Source organism: Sphingomonas kyeonggiensis (assembly GCF_014196745.1).
Taxonomy (GTDB): Bacteria; Pseudomonadota; Alphaproteobacteria; order Sphingomonadales; family Sphingomonadaceae; genus Sphingomonas; species Sphingomonas kyeonggiensis.
This window is the reverse complement of sequence record NZ_JACIEH010000003.1, coordinates 1209726-1226521: the sequence shown is the minus strand read 5'-3', so window position 1 is coordinate 1226521 and position 16796 is coordinate 1209726. Positions and strand designations below refer to the sequence as shown.

The 16796-nt window shown below is 67.5% G+C and carries 15 protein-coding genes; 12 read left to right on the top strand and 3 right to left on the bottom strand.

Annotation, left to right across the window (positions count from 1 at the left end; translation table 11 throughout):
- Positions 1-17: 17 nt before the first annotated feature.
- On the bottom strand, positions 18-707 hold the full coding sequence (locus GGR46_RS21015) for an alpha/beta fold hydrolase (protein ID WP_183999950.1): 690 nt from the start codon (positions 705-707) through the stop codon (positions 18-20).
- A gap of 428 nt (positions 708-1135) precedes the next feature.
- Between GGR46_RS21015 and GGR46_RS21010 the strand changes: the two genes are divergently transcribed.
- The 11 genes from GGR46_RS21010 (at position 1136) to GGR46_RS20960 (ending at position 13106) form a co-directional block, all read left to right on the top strand.
- Complete coding sequence (locus GGR46_RS21010; RefSeq protein ID WP_184000131.1) at positions 1136-1462, top strand: TrbC/VirB2 family protein; 327 nt, start codon at positions 1136-1138, stop codon at positions 1460-1462.
- Between the two features lie 52 nt (positions 1463-1514).
- Complete coding sequence (locus GGR46_RS21005; RefSeq protein WP_221262948.1) at positions 1515-1748, top strand: VirB3 family type IV secretion system protein; 234 nt, start codon at positions 1515-1517, stop codon at positions 1746-1748.
- On the top strand, positions 1727-4081 hold the full coding sequence (locus GGR46_RS21000) for a VirB4 family type IV secretion/conjugal transfer ATPase (protein ID WP_183999948.1): 2355 nt from the start codon (positions 1727-1729) through the stop codon (positions 4079-4081). The genes GGR46_RS21005 and GGR46_RS21000 overlap by 22 nt, the downstream gene beginning before the upstream one ends.
- A complete protein-coding gene (locus tag GGR46_RS20995) occupies positions 4078-5307 on the top strand; it encodes a type IV secretion system protein (RefSeq protein ID WP_183999946.1) in 1230 nt (409 codons plus the stop codon). The genes GGR46_RS21000 and GGR46_RS20995 overlap by 4 nt, the downstream gene beginning before the upstream one ends.
- Positions 5304-6086: a VirB8 family type IV secretion system protein gene (locus tag GGR46_RS20990; protein ID WP_183999944.1), complete on the top strand. Its 783-nt coding sequence runs from the start codon at positions 5304-5306 to the stop codon at positions 6084-6086. Before GGR46_RS20995 ends, GGR46_RS20990 begins: the two co-directional genes overlap by 4 nt.
- Complete coding sequence (locus tag GGR46_RS20985; RefSeq protein WP_183999942.1) at positions 6083-6772, top strand: TrbG/VirB9 family P-type conjugative transfer protein; 690 nt, start codon at positions 6083-6085, stop codon at positions 6770-6772. Before GGR46_RS20990 ends, GGR46_RS20985 begins: the two co-directional genes overlap by 4 nt.
- On the top strand, positions 6769-7875 hold the full coding sequence (locus GGR46_RS25575) for a TrbI/VirB10 family protein (protein WP_246426231.1): 1107 nt from the start codon (positions 6769-6771) through the stop codon (positions 7873-7875). Before GGR46_RS20985 ends, GGR46_RS25575 begins: the two co-directional genes overlap by 4 nt.
- A gap of 65 nt (positions 7876-7940) precedes the next feature.
- Positions 7941-8867 carry a P-type DNA transfer ATPase VirB11 gene (virB11, locus tag GGR46_RS20975; protein ID WP_184000129.1) on the top strand — a complete coding sequence of 309 codons (927 nt, stop codon included), beginning with the start codon at positions 7941-7943 and terminating at the stop codon, positions 8865-8867.
- Positions 8864-9238, top strand: coding sequence for a TrbC/VirB2 family protein (locus GGR46_RS20970; protein WP_183999940.1), 375 nt, complete (start codon positions 8864-8866; stop codon positions 9236-9238). The genes virB11 and GGR46_RS20970 overlap by 4 nt, the downstream gene beginning before the upstream one ends.
- A 236-nt stretch (positions 9239-9474) precedes the next feature.
- Entirely contained in the window at positions 9475-12471 is a 2997-nt protein-coding gene (locus GGR46_RS25880; protein ID WP_183999938.1) for a triple tyrosine motif-containing protein, read from the top strand.
- Positions 12468-13106, top strand: a complete 639-nt coding sequence (locus tag GGR46_RS20960) for a response regulator (protein ID WP_183999937.1) — start codon at positions 12468-12470, stop codon at positions 13104-13106. Before GGR46_RS25880 ends, GGR46_RS20960 begins: the two co-directional genes overlap by 4 nt.
- Before the next feature lie 6 nt (positions 13107-13112).
- Here the strand turns inward: GGR46_RS20960 and GGR46_RS20955 are convergent, their stop codons facing one another.
- Both GGR46_RS20955 and GGR46_RS20950 read right to left on the bottom strand, forming a co-directional pair.
- The gene (locus GGR46_RS20955) at positions 13113-13574 is read right to left on the bottom strand and encodes a cupin domain-containing protein (RefSeq protein WP_183999935.1); all 462 of its coding nucleotides are present in this window, start codon (positions 13572-13574) and stop codon (positions 13113-13115) included.
- Positions 13571-14488, bottom strand: a complete 918-nt coding sequence (locus GGR46_RS20950; protein WP_183999933.1) for an alpha/beta fold hydrolase — start codon at positions 14486-14488, stop codon at positions 13571-13573. Before GGR46_RS20950 ends, GGR46_RS20955 begins: the two co-directional genes overlap by 4 nt.
- 283 nt (positions 14489-14771) lie before the next feature.
- On the opposite strand from GGR46_RS20950, the gene GGR46_RS20945 reads away from it, so the two are divergent.
- Positions 14772-16217, top strand: a complete 1446-nt coding sequence (locus tag GGR46_RS20945; protein ID WP_183999932.1) for an MFS transporter — start codon at positions 14772-14774, stop codon at positions 16215-16217.
- The last annotated feature ends 579 nt before the right edge of the window (positions 16218-16796 follow it).

Below are 16796 nucleotides of genomic sequence, written 5' to 3'. Positions count from 1 at the left end.
GGGCCTCCAATATGATGCTATCGGCAGAACTCTTCGATGAAAGAGATCGCGTCGTCAATCATCTTGCCCCAATGCCCCAAATCGGAGTAATAATGATCGCAGCCGGCTATTATATGCAGTCTCGACTGCGGTATTACGGCAGATAGAACCCTGGCCTGGTCCGCTGGAACGATAACGTCGCCCGCACCGTGGATCAGCAGTACCGGAATTGTAATATTCCTGGCGTTTCCATACAGATTGCACGCCAGCGCATCATTCAGCGCCCGATTGCGCACATCTCCGGGCGGCGCGGCCGCCCACTTGCGCAAGGTATCTTCGCCGCGCTCGTACAGATAGGCCAAAGCCAAGTCTGCCGCAGGTGACTTCATTACCATCGCTTCGACGCCAGAAAGAATCCCGGGCGCCGCGAGCGCTACAGCTCCACCAAAGCTCGACGCGATGACGATTGCCGGACGGCACCCTTCGCGCTCCTCAAGCCATGCCAGCGCCTGGTTGCAGACGCTGACGGCATCAGAAAGCGGGAAGACAGCCTCACCATCAATGGAATGCGCCGGATATTCGGGAATAAGCATGCGCATTCCTCGCGCCGCAAAGCGTTCAGCGAAGGCACTCCAAGTCCGGCTTTGCCAATTGCTTGGGCCATCACCCGGCAGACAGAAAACGATCTTCCCCGCGCGTGCGCCATCACTGTAAACGAGGCGCGCCACAACTCCCTGCCCGCTCGTTATTTCCTCGCAATGCATGGCGCTTACTCGCTTTCAGGGACAGGAGTATCATAGCGAATACCCGAACAATAGCGCCGGAAAATTCAGCCGGATTCCCGCCTGCTCGGTCCGGTGCTCATAATATTGCCGTTGCCTTGTCCGGTTACGCCGACCCAATCGAGCAGATTGTCGCGCGCGACGCTTCGGGGCGAAGGCCGGTCCCACCGCACCTTGCTGGCAAAACCCCATCGGGTTTGCACAAACTGCGGCAAGCGGCAGGACTGAACGGCACACCACCCGGCCGGCGCGCAAATGAAGATCGCCGATGCCGTCATTTCGACACCGACCAACATTTAGGACCGAAATGGAAAATGCCTCTTCCCGACAAATCGCCGCACGCATATGGCCTTGAAAAGGAAGTGGGAGGTCGTGTGCTTTTTCCAGGAAAGTTTCGGGCCGCGGTTGCCACCCTGTCATCGATCTATTTGTGGGCCGGCGTCGCGCAGGCACAGGAGCTAGGCGCGGACCCGGCGGGTTCCGGCGTCATCGTGTCCGCGGTGAACTGGCTCCAGGGCACATTGCTCGGCACCGTCGCAACGGTGGTGGCGGTGATCGCCGTCGCCGCAGTGGGCCTGATGATGCTCACCGGCCGGATCAACTGGCGCTACGGCGCAACCGTGATCCTGGGCTGCTTCATCCTGTTCGGTGCGGCCAGCATCGTCGCGGGAATTCAGTCGACCGCGCAACTGGGGCAATAACGTGAACGGTCTCGAGCGCGATCCGCTATTCGTGGCGCTCACCCGTCCGCAGATGTTTGCGGGCGTCACCTATAGCTATTTCGTCGCCAACGCGATCGTCGCGACCGAGCTGTTCCTGATCTTCAAGTCGGCCTGGGCGCTGGTCGCGGCGCTGGTCATCCATCTGGTCGGCGTACTCGCCTGCCTGCGTGAACCCCGCTTCTTCGACCTGTGGCTGGCGCGCGTGAGCCGCTGTCCGCGGGTACGCAACTACAAGATCTGGCGATGCAATTCCTACCGGCCCTGACCCGCGATCCCAAGGTGATTGCGCGAGAGGTGCCGGCGGGAAAGCACCTGCCCTATGCCGCCCATATCGATGATCACACGATCGAAACGCGCGACGGCATGCTTTGCCAGGTCATCCACCTGCGCGGCCTGTTGTTCGAGACCGCGGACAGCGAGGAGCTCAACTATCGCAAGCGCCTGCGCGACGCGGTGCTGCAGTCGATCGGATCATCGCGTTTCGCGGTCTATTATCACGTCGTCCGCCGGGCGATCGAACCGGAGCTCGACGGCACGTTTCCCGATGCCTTCTCGACCCGGCTGGACACCGCCTGGCGGACACGGCTCGCCCAGCGCAGGCTCTACACCAACGACCTGTTCCTGACGCTGGTCCGGCGCCCGCTCCAGGGCCGGATGGGCCTGCTCGATCGACTGCGCGGCAGTTCGGCGACGGCCAATACCGCGCAGGACCTGCGCGCGCTCGATACGGCACGCGAAGCGTTGATCGCCGCGCTCGGCAGCTATGAGCCACGGCTGCTCTCGGTCTACGAGACGCCGCAAGGCCATTGCTCCGAGCCACTGGAGTTTCTCGCCTCGCTCTACAATGGCGAGGTCCGGCCGATGCTGCTGCCGACACAGGATCTGGGCGCCTATCTGCCGTGGCGCCGGATAAGCTTCGGCCAGGAAGCGATCGAGCTGGGCGCCGCCGGCCCCTCCCCGCGCAGCTTCGTCGCGATGGTGTCGATCAAGGACTATCCCGGCCAGTCGGCACCGGGCATGCTCGACGAGCTGCTGCGCCTGCCCTTCGAGCTCACCATCTCGCAGAGCTTTGGCTTCGTCGAGCGCCAGGCCGCTCTGTCGAAGATGAACCTGGCGCTGCGGCGGATGCGCTCGGCGGAAGACGAGGCGGTCAGCCTGCGCACCGATCTCTCCACCGCCAAGGACGAGGTTGCCGCGGGCCGCGCGGGTTTCGGCGAGCACCACATGACCATTGCGGTGCGGGGCGAGACGCTGGCCGAAGTCGATCAGGGCGTGGCCGAGGTACAGGCGACGCTCGCCGATCTCGGCATCATCGCGGTGCGCGAAGAGATCGCGCTCGAACCCGCCTTCTGGGCGCAGTTTCCCGGCAACTTCAAATATATCGCCCGGCGCGGCTTGATCTCGACCGCCAATTTCGCCGGCTTCGCCAATGGCCATAACCTGCCGCACGGCAAGGCAAGGGGCAATCATTGGGGCGACGCGGTGACTCTGCTCGAGACAACCGCCGCGGGCCCCTACCACTTCAATTTCCATCACGGCGATCTGGGCAATTTCACGGTCATCGGCCCCTCGGGCTCGGGCAAGACGGTGGTGCTCAACTTCCTGCTCGCCCAGAGCCGCAAGTTCGCGCCCCGCATCATCTTCTTCGACAAGGATCGCGGCGCCGAGCCTTTCCTGCGTGCGGTAGGGGGACGCTATGACGTGCTCCGCCCCGGCCTCGCCGCGGGGCTCAACCCGCTGCAGCTGGAGGACAGTCCCGCTAATCGCCAGTTCCTGATCGACTGGGTTGCGCTGCTCGCCGGCGAGGCCAGCATCGACGAGCTCGCCCAGATCAAGGACGCGATCGACGCCAATTTCGGCCAGCCTCGCGCGCAGCGTCGCCTGCGGCATCTGGTGGAGCTGTTCCGCGGCAGCCACCGCCCGCACGGCGCGGACCTCTGGGCGCGGCTGCGGCCCTGGTGGGGCGATGGCGAGCGGGCCTGGCTGTTCGACAATGCGGAGGATCTGACCGACCTCACCGCCGACACGGTCGGCTTCGACATGACGCAGATCCTCGACGACCCCGCCGTGCGTACCCCGGCGATGATGTACCTGTTCCACCGGGTCGAGGAACGACTGGACGGCACGCCGGCGATCATCGTGGTCGACGAAGGCTGGAAGGCGCTCGACGACGATGTGTTCGTCCGACGGATCAAGGATTGGGAAAAGACCATCCGCAAGCGCAACGGCATCGTCGGCTTCGCGACGCAGAGCGCGCAGGACGCGATCGAAAGCCGCATCGCCAGCGCGATCATCGAGCAGGCGGCGACCCAGATCTTCATGGCCAACCCCAAGGCCCGCCATGCAGACTATGTCGAAGGGTTCGGGCTGACCGAGCATGAATATGATCTCGTCCGCACCCTGCCCGACAATGCGCATTGCTTCCTGATCAAGCACGGCAATGAAAGCGTCGTCGCCCGGCTCAACCTGACCGGCGAGCGCGAATTGCTCACCATCCTGTCAGGCCGCGAGCGCACCGTCCGCCTGCTCGACCAGATCCGCGCCGAACATGGCGAGGATCCGGAAGCGTGGCTGCCGCGCCTGCTGGAGGTCGCATGAGCAGCTGCCCCGGCATCACCGATGGCGCCTATCTCCAGAGCGTCCTCACCTTTGTCGATTGCCAGGCGCAGACGATCGGCGCGGCAGGCTATCAGGCCGCCGCGGCACCGGGATCGCCGCTTTCACTGCTGCTGACGGGGCTCGTCACGCTGTTCATCGCCTTTTACGGCTATCGGTTGCTCTTCGGCGACACGCCCAATGTCCGCGAAGCGGTGCTGGCGCTGGTCAAGATCGGCGTGGTGCTGGCGCTGGCCACCAGCTGGGGGGCCTATCGCACGCTCGCCTATGACGTGGCGATGCACGGCCCCGCCGAACTGGCGGCAGGCGCCGGGGCACCGGCGGGCCTGCCGGGCGCTGCGGGCGGACTGACCGATCGCCTGCAGCAGGTCGACAATGCCCTGATCGCGCTCAACGCGATGGGCACCGGCCCGGCCGGCATCACCACGCGCCCCGGTGTCAATGCGGATGGGCAGCCGACGCTGGTCACACAGGGCAATCCCGAGCCGCCGAGCATCGTCGGTCCCTTCGCCCTGGGCACGGCACGGATCACCTTCCTGACCGCGACGATCGCCGCCTATGGCTCGGTCCGCCTTGTCGCCGGCCTGCTGCTCGCGCTGGGGCCGTTCTTCATCGCGCTGCTGTTGTTCGAAGGCACGCGCAGCCTGTTCGAGGGCTGGGTGCGCGGGCTCGTCGCTGCAATGCTCGGCGCGGTCGCCGTTACCATCCTGCTGAGCGTCGAGCTCGCCTTGCTCGAACCCTGGCTGACGACCCTGCTCGAGCGGCGCCAGGCGGGCCTGCCGATCGGCGGCGCGACCAGCGAGCTTTTCGTGACGTCACTTGCCTTCGGCCTGGCGCTTCTTGGCGGGCTGGGCATGGCGGCGCGGGTCGCCATGGCCTTCCGGATCGGTGCGGTCTGGCGCAGCCTGGCCGATCGCGTCGCGGCGAAAACCGGCATCGGCGAAACGGCCCGCGCCATATCCTCACCCGAGCGACGCCAACCGCCCGCCGAGCAGCATTCGCGCGCCGCCGCGGTGGCGGAGGCCGTGGCACGCATCCAGCGCCAGGAAACGGCGCTTGCGAGCGGCGGAGGAGCCCCCATCCGCGTGCCGGGCGCCACCAGCCTGCGTGACACGCCTTCCGGTGCGGCAACGCCACTCGGACAAAGCCATCGCCGCACTCGCAGCCGGGTATCGGCCAGCGCCACTCGACGGGATCGCAGACAATGAAGAACCAGGCGCGCGAAGCGCTCGATGCCTATTACCGCGAAGCGGGAAGCTGGGCCGAGGACAATCGGGCGGCACTCGGCCGATCGCGCCGTACGGCCTGGATCGTCGCTGGCGTCGCCAGCGCCATCGCGCTGATGGAAGCGGCCGCATTGCTCGCGCTGACGCCGCTCAAGACGGTCGAGCCCTATACGCTGCTCGTCGACAAGCAGACCGGCTATGTTCAGGCACTCAAGCCGTTGGACGCGCAACAGGTCAGCCCCAATACCGCGCTTACCCAGTCGTTCCTCGTCCAATATGTGATCGCACGCGAAAGCTTCGACGCCGCGACGCTCCAGGCGAGTTACCGCAAGGTATCGCTGTGGTCCGAGGGCGAGGCGCGCAAGGCCTATATGGGCTTCATGCAGGCGAACAATCCGGACAGTCCGCTGGTCCGCCTGCCGCGCAGCACGGTCGTCGAAACCCGTGTGAAAAGCGTGTCGCCACTCGGCAAGAACGAGGCGCTGGTGCGCTTCGAAACGATCCAGCGCGATGCGAACGGCGCGGTTCAGCCGACGCGCGCCTGGGTCTCGGTGATCCGCTATCGCTATTCGGGCGCGCCGATGAGCCTCGAGGACCGGTTCGTGAACCCGCTCGGCTTCGAGGTGACCCATTACCGGCGCGACGCGGAGGCCCTGCCGGCAACCGAGCCCGCCGCGGCACAAGCCTCCGTTGGCGCCCCCGCTCCGCCGGCGCCAACGCCTGCAGCCGCGGCGCCATCTCCACAGGCAATCACACGATGAGATCGCTGATCGCCCTCGCGGCCGTGCTCGCTCCCCTCGCCGTGCAGGCCCAGGTGCGCCCGCAACCCGGTATGGGCAATCCGCACATCCAGTCGGTGGATTACCGGCCCGATCAGGTGGTCTGGCTGGAGGCGGCTCCCGGCTATCAACTGACGATAGAGCTGGCGCCCGACGAGCAGGTCGAGAATGTTGCGCTCGGCGACAGCGGCGCATGGCAGGTGACCGCCAATCGCCGCGGCGACCGGCTGTTCGTCAAGCCGGTGCGCGAAGGGGTATCGACCAACATGGTCGTGGTGACCGACGCGCGCATGTACAATTTCCAGCTCTCGCCGCTTTCGGAGCAACGCCCCGATACCGCCTGGTCGATCAAGTTCCGCTATCCCGCTCCGCTGTCCGACGCTCCCGGCGGCGCGACCGAGGAGAAGGTGGTTGGTCGCTACCGGGTTCGCGGCGACACCGCCCTCCGTCCGAGCGCCATCCATGACGACGGCGTGCATACCTATATCGAATGGCCCGAAGACCGGGCGCTTCCCGCCATCTATGCCCTGCATGGCCGCGACAAGGAGACCCTGATCAACGGCATGATGCGCGACGGTCGAATGGTGATCGACAGTATCCAGGACCGATTGGTGTTCCGCATCGATGACCGCAGTGCCGAAGCCGTGCGCGTGACGGCCGAGAAATGAGCGAACTCCCCTCCGCGACGACAACGAACGCGCCAGCCGACAGCGGCGTGCTCCCGGTGATCGCGCGCGCGCGTTCCGGGGCGCCGGCCTGGGTGCTGGTGCTCGTCGCAATCGGAATCGGCGTGCTGCTGTTCGCAGTCCTCGATGCCCGTCGGCGCGCACTGAGCGCACCCGCGGTTCGGCCGCGCGTGGCGGACGCCGTCTCGGCGCCTTCCCTCGTACCGCCGCTTTACGTTCCCCCCGTGATCGAACCGCAACCGGCGGCCATGTCGCCGATGCCAATGCCGACGCCGGCAGCGCTTCCCAGCCAGCCGCGTGCCCAGGCGCCTGCGGCACCCACCTATGTCGCAACACAGCCAGCCTATCAGTTGCCTGCACCGACCCAGTCTCCCGCCCCTCCCCCGCGCGTTGCCACCGAGCCGATGCTGGTCATCGACAACACCGCGGGAAGCGGAAAGGCATCGGGGGATGCGGCAGGCCAGTCCTCCGGCGCACCCGCGCAAGCTGGTGGCAGGGCCACCGTTGCCGGCACGCGAACCGGCGCAGGCGTGCTCGCCAACAAGGCTACCACCGTCCAGCAAGGCACGCTGATCCCGGCCGTGCTCGAGACCGCTCTCGATTCCACCAGCCCCGGCCTGGCCCGGGCGATCGTCTCGCGCGATATCCGGGGCTTTGACGGCACCCGCGTCCTCATCCCGCGCGGCAGCCGGCTGATCGGCGAATATGGTTCGGATACCGAAAGCGGCCAGAAGCGCATGCTGGTCAATTGGATCCGCCTGATCCGTCCGGACGGCGCCACCATCGCGATCGGCTCACCGGCGACGGATCCGCTGGGTCAGGGCGGCATCCGCGCCAGCGTAAACTCGCACTTCTTCGAGCGCTTTGCCGGCGCGATCCTGCAGTCCGCACTCGATGTCGGCGTCAATCTCGCCTCGCGCGCGGCGGACAGCCAGGTGATCGTGGCGCTTCCGGGCAATGTCGGCGGCGCCGCGCGCACCACCTCGCCCACGAACATAAAACCCACGCTCAAGGTGAAGGCAGCGAAGAGCATCTCGATCTTCGTCGCGCGTGACCTCGATTTCACGGGTGTCGAAAACCGGTGAGCGAACCCGCGCCCGCCAACGACAGCCATGTCTATCTGCGGGCCTATCTTGCACCGCTCGAGCAGATGCTCGCCCGTCCGGATGTGACCGATATCTATGTGAACCGCCCGGGCGAGATCTGGGCCGAGACATTGGGCGGCGCCGTGGAGCGGCACGATGCGCCCGACCTCGACACCGCCACGCTGGAGCGGTTGGCCCGCCAGATCGCGGCGATCTCGCACCAGGGGATCAGTCGCGAGCATCCCCTGCTTTCCGCCAGCCTGCCGGACGGATCACGCGTCCAGGTCGTCGCACCCCCCGCCACGCGCGGCCCCATGGCGATCGCCATTCGCAAGCATATATCCTCGGACCTGGCGCTCGGCGACTATGTCGCTGCCGGTGCCTTCGCGAACACCAGCCGGCGCCTTGTCGCCGGCAAGTCCGAGACCGATCTGCGTCTCGCCGAACTGCTCGAGGCAGGCGACATCGCCGGCATGCTCGCCACTGCGGTAAAGGCCCGCAAGAACATCCTCGTCTCGGGTGGCACCTCGACCGGCAAGACCACCTTCCTCAATGCGCTGATCCGCGAGATTCCGGCGGAAGAGCGGCTGATCCTCATCGAGGACACGCCCGAGCTGCACCAGCACCACGACAATCTGGTCGGTCTCCTCGCTGCCCGAGGCAGTCTCGGCGAAGCCCGGGTGGGCGCAACCGACCTGCTTGCGGCCTCGCTGCGCATGCGGCCGGACCGGATCATCCTGGGCGAATTGCGCGGCGAGGAGGCCTATACCTTCCTGCGCGCGATCAACACCGGTCATCCGGGCTCGATGACGTCCGTCCATGCCGACAGCGCCGAGCGCGCGATCGAGCAGATCGTGCTGCTGGTGCTCCAGGCAGGCACGCAGCTCAGCCGCGACGATGTCCGCCACTATGTGCGCAGCACCGTGGACGTCTATGTCCAGCTCGCCAGGACCGGCGGGCAGCGGCGGGTGGCCGAAGTGCTGCTCGCATGATCGCCCCTTCCCTCGCCGATCCCGAAGGCGCGAGTCCGCTCGTCGCCGCGGTACAATGGCTCGAGGCCGCGGCGCTGGGGACGATCGCCACAAGCATCGCGCTCATTGCCGTCGCGAGCATCGGCTTCCTGATGCTGAGCGGCCGATTGCCGATCCGGCGCGGGGCAACCGTGATCGCCGGATGCTTCATCCTGTTCGGCGCGCCGACGATCGCGGCCGGCATTCTCGGAGCGATGCAGTCCGGTGCGCCGGTGACGCCGCCTGCAGCGCGGGCAATTCCCGCGCCGCCTCCGCCGCCGCCGCCGCTCCCGACACCCAGACCAACCTCAGCCTATGATCCCTATGCCGGAGCCGCGGTCCCGCTGCGCTGAATATCGGAAACCGTGGAACAGCGCATATGCGCTAGCCCGCCGGCGCGTGGAACGGCACCAAGGGCAGCCATTACCGGCGAAAGGACGGCTGACTGGAGGCGGTCCGTGCGCTCTGCTATTGTTCCGCATATGGGGCGCAGCTTTTTTCCGGGTACGCAATCCGTCGGCTGGGCGCAGCCCGGCAGGATCGATGTTGGATGACCGGACTGCGGATTGCGGAACGACTCCAGGCCCATGTGCTCCCCCTTCTGCAATGCGTCGCGCTTTGCCTGCCGCTTCTGCTGACCCCGATTGTATCCGGCGCACAGACCCCGCCCCCCGGTTTCAGCAGCTACAAGCATGTCCGCTGGGGAGCCGATGAAGGCGCGCCGGACGGCATCAACCAGATCGTCCAGACCGCCGATGGCTATCTATGGCTCGCCGGCGAATATCTTTACCGGTTCGACGGATCGGGCTTCGAGCGTATCGACTGGCCTGCCGGGGCATCCGCCAAGCGGGCATCACCAAGCGGGCTGATGGTGAGCCGGAGCGGCGAGCTCTGGGTGGGTCTGCGTGGCAATGCCGGCGTGGCGGTCTATCGCCGCGGTGCATTGCGCGACATGGGCATGCCCGATCCACCACGCACGATATTCGACCTGGTCGAAGCGCCGGACGGGTCGATCTGGGCAGCCTCGGGCATGTTCGACGGGCAGTTGCGTCGCCTGCGCAAGGGACGATGGGAGTCGGTCGGAGACGCCCTGAAGCTGCCCGGCGGCGCCGTAATGGGACTGGTGTTCACCCGCGACGGCACCTTGTGGGTCGCGCTAACCCACCAGGGCGGGGACAGCGGCGCCCTCGCCTATCTCGCGCCGGGTGCGAGCCGGTTCCAGCTGGCACGGGAAAAACTCTCCGGTCGGCCGCACATCGCACTCGATCCCGACGGCGCGCTCTGGGCCTCGGACACGACCGGCACCCGCCTGATCGCCGACGCGTACGGCAAGCTGGCCACGCACCCGGTCCATTTTCCCGCAGCGCCCAATATCCGCACCGCGACGCTCGCCTTCGATCGCGGCGGCGGGCTCTGGGGAACGACCGCGTCGGCTGGCATCTTCCATGTTCCCGCCCCCCTCGTCCCCGGAACGGCGCCATCGACGTTCGGGGTGGCGAACGGCCTGACCTCCGACTTCGCCTATAGTGCGTTCGCCGATCGCGAAGGCAGCATCTGGATCGCCACCGAAGGCGGCATCGACCAGTTCCGCCGCGCCGCCGCGACGCAGGAACCCGCCATCCCCGCCGATCCGATCCACGGCCTCGCGATTGCGACCGCGAAGGACGGCAGCGTCTACATCAATTCCAGCCAGGCCCTGTTCCGCGCGGCGCCGGGCGAGGCACCCCGGCGGATCCTTGCGCTTGGCCCCGGCGACCTCTCGATGTGCACCGCGCGGGACGGCGGCATCTGGATCGTCCAGCCCGGACGGCTGCTGCGGGTCCTTGGCGATCGCGCCGAGCCAGTGGCGGGCCATCCGGGCAACGCCATCCCCACCAACTGCGCCGAGGACCGACTGGGGCGCCTATGGGTCGCGCTGTTCGACCGTGGGCTGATCTGGCGCGATGCCCGGGGCTGGCACGATGCCGGCGGCGCGCTCGCCCACCGGCAGGCATGGGACATGATCGCCACCGCATCGGGCGATCTCGCCTTCACCAGCCCGCCGGACCTGGCGGTCGTGCGGGACAACCAGCTGACGGTGATGAAGGGCCTCGGCGCGGCGATGATCGCGGCGGGCACGCGGGATATCTTCCTCGGCGACGCGCGCGGCCTGGTCCGGCTCCGGGACGGCCGCGCCACCCGGCTGGAGGAAAGCCGCTTTCCCTGGCTCGCCCAGCTCCGCGGCCTGGTGCAGACGCCGCGCGGCGAGACCTGGCTGATCGGCCGCACCGCGATATCCCGGGTTGCCACCGCCGACCTCGACCGCGCCTTCGTCGATCCGCACGCGCCGCTGGAGCGCAGCCAGTTCAATGCGCAGGACGGGTTGCTCAGCCAGGCCCAGCATGGCGGTTTCACCGGCATCCAGAGCGTGGTCGGCGGCGACGGCAGGCTGTGGTTCCTCAATCGCCAGGGCGCCGCCTGGTTCGATCCGGCCAGGCTCGCGCGGAACGGGCTGGTGCCGCCGGTACGGATCCGTTCGCTCGCCAGCAACGGCCAGACCTGGCGCGATCCGGACAGCCTGATCCTGCCCGCCGGAACCCGAGCGCTCGACATCGCCTATGCCGGGTTGAGCCTTGCCGTGCCGCAGCGCGTCCATTTCCGCTATCTGCTCGAAGGCGTGGACGAGCATTGGGTGGATGCCGGCGCGCGGCGCACGGCATCCTACACCAATCTCGGGCCCGGCCGGTACCGGTTTCGGGTGATCGCCGCGAACAATGACGGGGTGTGGAACCGGACCGGCGCAACGCTGGCCTTCGAGATCCGCCCGACCTTCATCCAGGGTTGGCCGTTCAAGCTGCTCTGCGCCGCCGTGCTGATTGCGCTCGCCTGGCTCGCTTATTCGATGCGGATGCGCGTCGTCGCCGGTCGTATCCGGCTGCGCATGGCTGAACGGTTCGAGGAGCGGGAACGGATCGCACGGGAATTGCACGATACGCTGCTCCAGGCGATCCAGTCGCTCACCTTGCGCTTCCAGCTCGCCGTCGACGACCTTCCGCCGAAGCAACCCGGCCGCCCGTCGCTCATCCAGGCGATCGACACCGCCGACCGGGTGATCGCGGAAGGGCGCGACCGGGTGCTAGATCTGCGCTCGCGCGAGGGCGGCGACATCGATCAGATCCTACGGGACCTGGTCGCGCAGCAGGCATTTACCGCCTTTACCCAGACCGGCATCGCCACCCGGGGCACGGCCCGCCCCATGGACGCGCTGGCGCTCGACGAAGTCACCCACATCGCCGGCGAGGCGCTGTTCAACGTCCGGCGTCACGCCCATGCCAGCCGGATTCAGATCGAGATTCGCTACGGGGCGCACTTCACCCTTCGCATCATGGATGACGGAATCGGCATCGACCCCGAGCTGGCGGCAACGGGAAAGCAGGGACATTTCGGCCTGGCCGGCATGCGCGAGCGCGCCCGCAAGCTGCGCGGGAGCCTTGCCATTCGTCCCTTGCCCGATCGGGGCACCGAACTGGTGCTGACGGTACCCGGCTCGATCGCGTACAAGGCCGGACGGCGCGGACCATTCGCCCGCCTGTGGAGCTCGCGATGACGACTGCATCGACCAGTGCCCCGATCCGTGTCCTGATCGTGGACGACCATCCGATGGTCCGCGACGGCATCAACGGACTGCTGACCCGCCAGGACGACATGGAGGCAGTGGGCGAAGCGTCAGACGGCGCCGAGGCAGTCGACAAGTTCCGGGAGCTCGCCCCCGACGTCACGCTGATGGACGTGCAGATGCAGGGCATGGGCGGGGTCGAGGCGATCGAGAAGATCCGCGGGCTTTCCGCCGAAGCGCGGATCCTGGTGCTCACCACCTATCCGGGCGATGCGAGCGCAGTGCGCGCGATCCGGGCCGGCGCGTCCGGCTATCTGCTCAAGAATTGCGTGCGCGGCGAACTGATCGACGCCATCCGCTCGGTGCATGCCGGACGGCGCGTGGTGTGCTCCGACATCGCCCATGCGCTGGCCGAGCATGCGCTCGACACGCCGCTGACCGAACGCGAGATCGCGATCCTCAAGCTGGTGGCGGAAGGCCACCAGAACAAGCAGATCGCCTGGCAGCTGACCCTCTCGGTCGACACGATCAAGGCGCAGTTGAAGACGATCTTCGAAAAGCTGGGCGTGCACGACCGCACCCATGCGGTGACGGTCGCCACACGCCGCGGCTATCTCGATCGCTGAGCCGGTTCAGGGCTTCGCGGTATAGATCGTGTCGGTCGGCCCCCAGCCGGTGATGTAGACGATCGCCGGTTCGTCGCGGGTCAGTGCGAAATGGGGGTCATCGGCGGGCTCGGTATAGAAGCTGCCCGGCGGCAGGGCCTTCACCTTCGCCTCCTCGGCCGTCGCGCCATAGCCGAAATACCAGGTGCCGCCGACCACCACCGCACTGCGTGCGTCGCGGTGGGTATGGGCCTGGATGCGCGTATGGGCGGGCACGCGGATCTCGATCGTATAGGGGCCGGGCTTGCTCGGATCGCCGAGCAGCACGGTGGTGCGGATGCCGGCGACACCGGAGGTGCCCGGTCCTGCCCCGCCCTTGGCCTGACCCTCGATCTCCGCCGGCGTCAGGCGCACCTGCTGGGCTTGGGCGGAGACGCTCGCCAGCAGCGCGAAGGGCGCGACGGTGGCGGCGAGCCCGAGCCAGTTCATCGGCCGCTCTCCAGGAACGGCTTGACCAGCGCGACCGTGCCGGCGGGATTCTCCTCCATGATCCAATGTCCGGAATCGGGTACGACGCCCTCGGTCACATTGGTCGCGGCGGCGCGCATCACCACGGCCATGGTGAGCCCGAACGACTTCTCGCCGCCGAGGGCGAGGACCGGCATGTTCAGCCTCACTCCCGTTGCCAGCCAGGCGCGGTTGTCGGTGGCGTCCTGGTCGAAGGCCGCGAACTGGGCGAAGCCGGAATGCATGCCGCCGGGACGGGCGTAGAGCGCGGCATAATGCTGACGCGACCGCTCGTCGAACCTGGTCGGGTTCGCGGAGAACTCGTTCCAGAAGCGATCCAGATAGATGCGCTCGCGCCCGGCGACGAGGCGCTCCATATCCGGCCCGCCGAAGCGGAAGTGCCAGAGCAGCGGGTTCTTGAGGATTTCCTCCCAGGGTCCCACCCCGGGCAACGGCGCGTCGATCAGCACGAAACGGCCTACCCGGTCGGGCAGCTGCGTCGCCAGCGCGAAGCCCACCATGTTGCCGATGTCGTGCGTGACCATGTCGAACTTCTGGACGCCCAGCGCGGCGAGCACGCCCTGCATGTCGCGGCCCTGGTTCATCTTGTCGAAGCCGCCGGCCGGGTGCGCGGACAGGCCCATGCCGCGCAGGTCGGGCACGATGACCGTGTGATCGTCGTCGAGCGCGGCCGCCAGCGGCGCCCACATGTCGCCCGTCTCGCCATAGCCGTGGAGCAGCAGCACCGCAGGGCCATGGCCGCCGACGCGGACATGGATGGTCGTGCCGTTGGTCTTGATGTCCTGCGCCTTGAAGGTGGCGGGGAAAGGCGGGACCTGGGCGACGGCAGGCGCGGCGGCGCAAAGCGCCGCCGCCATGGCAAGGGATCTGAACATTGGCGCTCCTCGAGCCCGCAGGCTCCCGTGATTGGCGGCCAAATCTGTCCGGTCGAGGGGCCAACCTCAATGCTAGCGCGGGCGCGGGAAGATACCCGCTCGGGTAAAGGGAGTACGCTACCCATGCGCTGCCGCCCTTGTACGAAGCCCGTTGGCGTCTCGGCGTTGTCGCCAATCTGAAATGATCAGGCCGTACTGGCCACGGCAGGCAGGGCGTCAGACTTGCCGCCCCCCCCTCATCCGAAAGACGCCGCCGATCACGAGCATTGCCACAGAGAGCCGGATGCTCGCCTATTCGTCCGGCAATTTCGGCAAGGCCCTGGTGTTCAGCGGCGCGGATCTGACGATCCTGTTCCTGCTGACCGACGTGCTGGGGCTGAACGGCGCGCAGGCCGGCGGACTGATGCTGTTCGCGGTGCTGGGCGATCTGGTGTTCGATCTGCTCGCGGCCCGGCTCGTCCTCCACTGGCGGGCGGCGGGACGGGGCTATCGCTGGACCATCGCCCTGGCGGCGCTGCCTTGCGGGGCGGCATTCGGGCTGATCTACGCAATGCCGGCGCTGGGGCTGCATCGCGCCTGGATGCTTGCGGCGGCGATCCTCGTCTTCCGCGGCGCCTATGCGGTGATCGACGTGCCGCACAATGCGCTGATGGCACAGGTCAGCCGGGACAGCCGCGCGCGCGGGCGTGTCTCGGGCTATCGGCTATTCTTCAGCACCGCGAGCGCGCTCGCCATCGCCGCGGTGCTCACGCCGCTGGTGCAGCAGGCGGGCCGGGCGCGGCATTTCGACGCGCTGGCGTTCACCGGGATCGGTGCGGGTCTGGTCTTTGCTCTGACCATGCTGCTCTGCGTCTGGGCTTCGGGCCCAGGCGGCGAAAGCGGCACGGCGTCCGCACTGCGCGGCGATCGCATCGCGGTTCCGCTGCGCGATCCGATGGTGCTGGCAATGGGTGCGCTGGCTCTGCTCACCGGCTTCGCGATGCCGTGTTTCGGCCGGATGCTGATGTATCTGGGAACCTATGTCGTCGATCGGCCGCATGCGGTCACCGTACTGCTTGCAGCGCTGACGGCCGGGCAATTCGGCGGCGTGCTCGCCTGGACCGCGCTCACCCACCGCTTCAGCAAGAGCCACCTGCTGGGTGCGGGGCATGCGGTGAGTGCGCTGGGCCTTGTCTTCTTCGCCCTGTGCATGGCGTGGCCGGCGGGACAGATTGCGGGCGCGGCGCTGATCGGCTTCGGCTTTGCGAGCGTGTTCATGCTGCCCTGGGGCTTGCTCGCCGACGCGGTCGACATCGTCGAATGGCGGCACGGCCGCCGGTTCGAGACCGGACTGTTCGCCTATTATCTGGTCCTGGTGAAGGCCAGCGGCGCCGCGGCGACGGCCATGATCGGCTGGGTACTGAACGCGCTCGGTTATCTCCCTGGCGCGGTCCAGCCGACCGGGGTGCGCCTGGGCATGCTCGGTCTCGGCCTCGGCGTGCCACTCGCCGGCGCGCTGCTGGCGATGCTGCTGCTCCGGCGCTTCACGCTCGACCATGGTCGCCATGCACGACTGCTGCGCGCGCTGGCATGGCGTCAGGCGGGGGCGGAGCCCGTCTCCGGATTGAACCGCGGGTTGGAGAAATCGAGCGGCGAGGGCGTCACCCTGGCAGGCGGCGCCGCGCTTTCCGCCCAGGCACGGCACAGCATGTCGCGCAGCATCGCCGCGCCCGCGGCGGTGCGCTCATAGATCAGCGCGCGAACGTCCTTGTCGGCCGTGTTGCTGAAGCCGTCGCGCTTCTCGAGCTTGTAGACCGTCTCCATCCGGTCGCCGGACTGGTCGAGAAAGGCGAGCACCGCATCGAACATGTCGCCGTGGAGATGCGCCGGCGCACCGATGCGGGGCAGGATGTCCGCGGCGGAGAGCCCCATGCCGTCGACGAAGCGGCTCTCGAACCGCCCATGGATGCTGCGGTCGCGGGTATAGCCGTTCGGATTGGGGCCCAGCCAGCCGTCCGAGTTCACCGAGATGTGCAGCGGCTGCGAGCCGTCGCCGATATAGTGGCCGAGCCGGATCGCCTGGAACGCGCAGTGCTGCTCGGGAACCGATGCGCCGCCGCCGCTCGCCTGCGCTGCGCGGATCGCCCGCATGCAGACGATCAGCCGCTCATAGGCTTCCATCGCCGCATAGGGCAGCGTGCCGGTCCAGCGGACATTCGTGCGCGCGGCGGTGGCAGGATCGCTCTGCCTGATCGTCTCGTGGTGTTTGTAGAGCGCGAGGATGAATTCGTAGCGCGAACGCGGGATCGGCTTCAGGAAGGCGAATTGC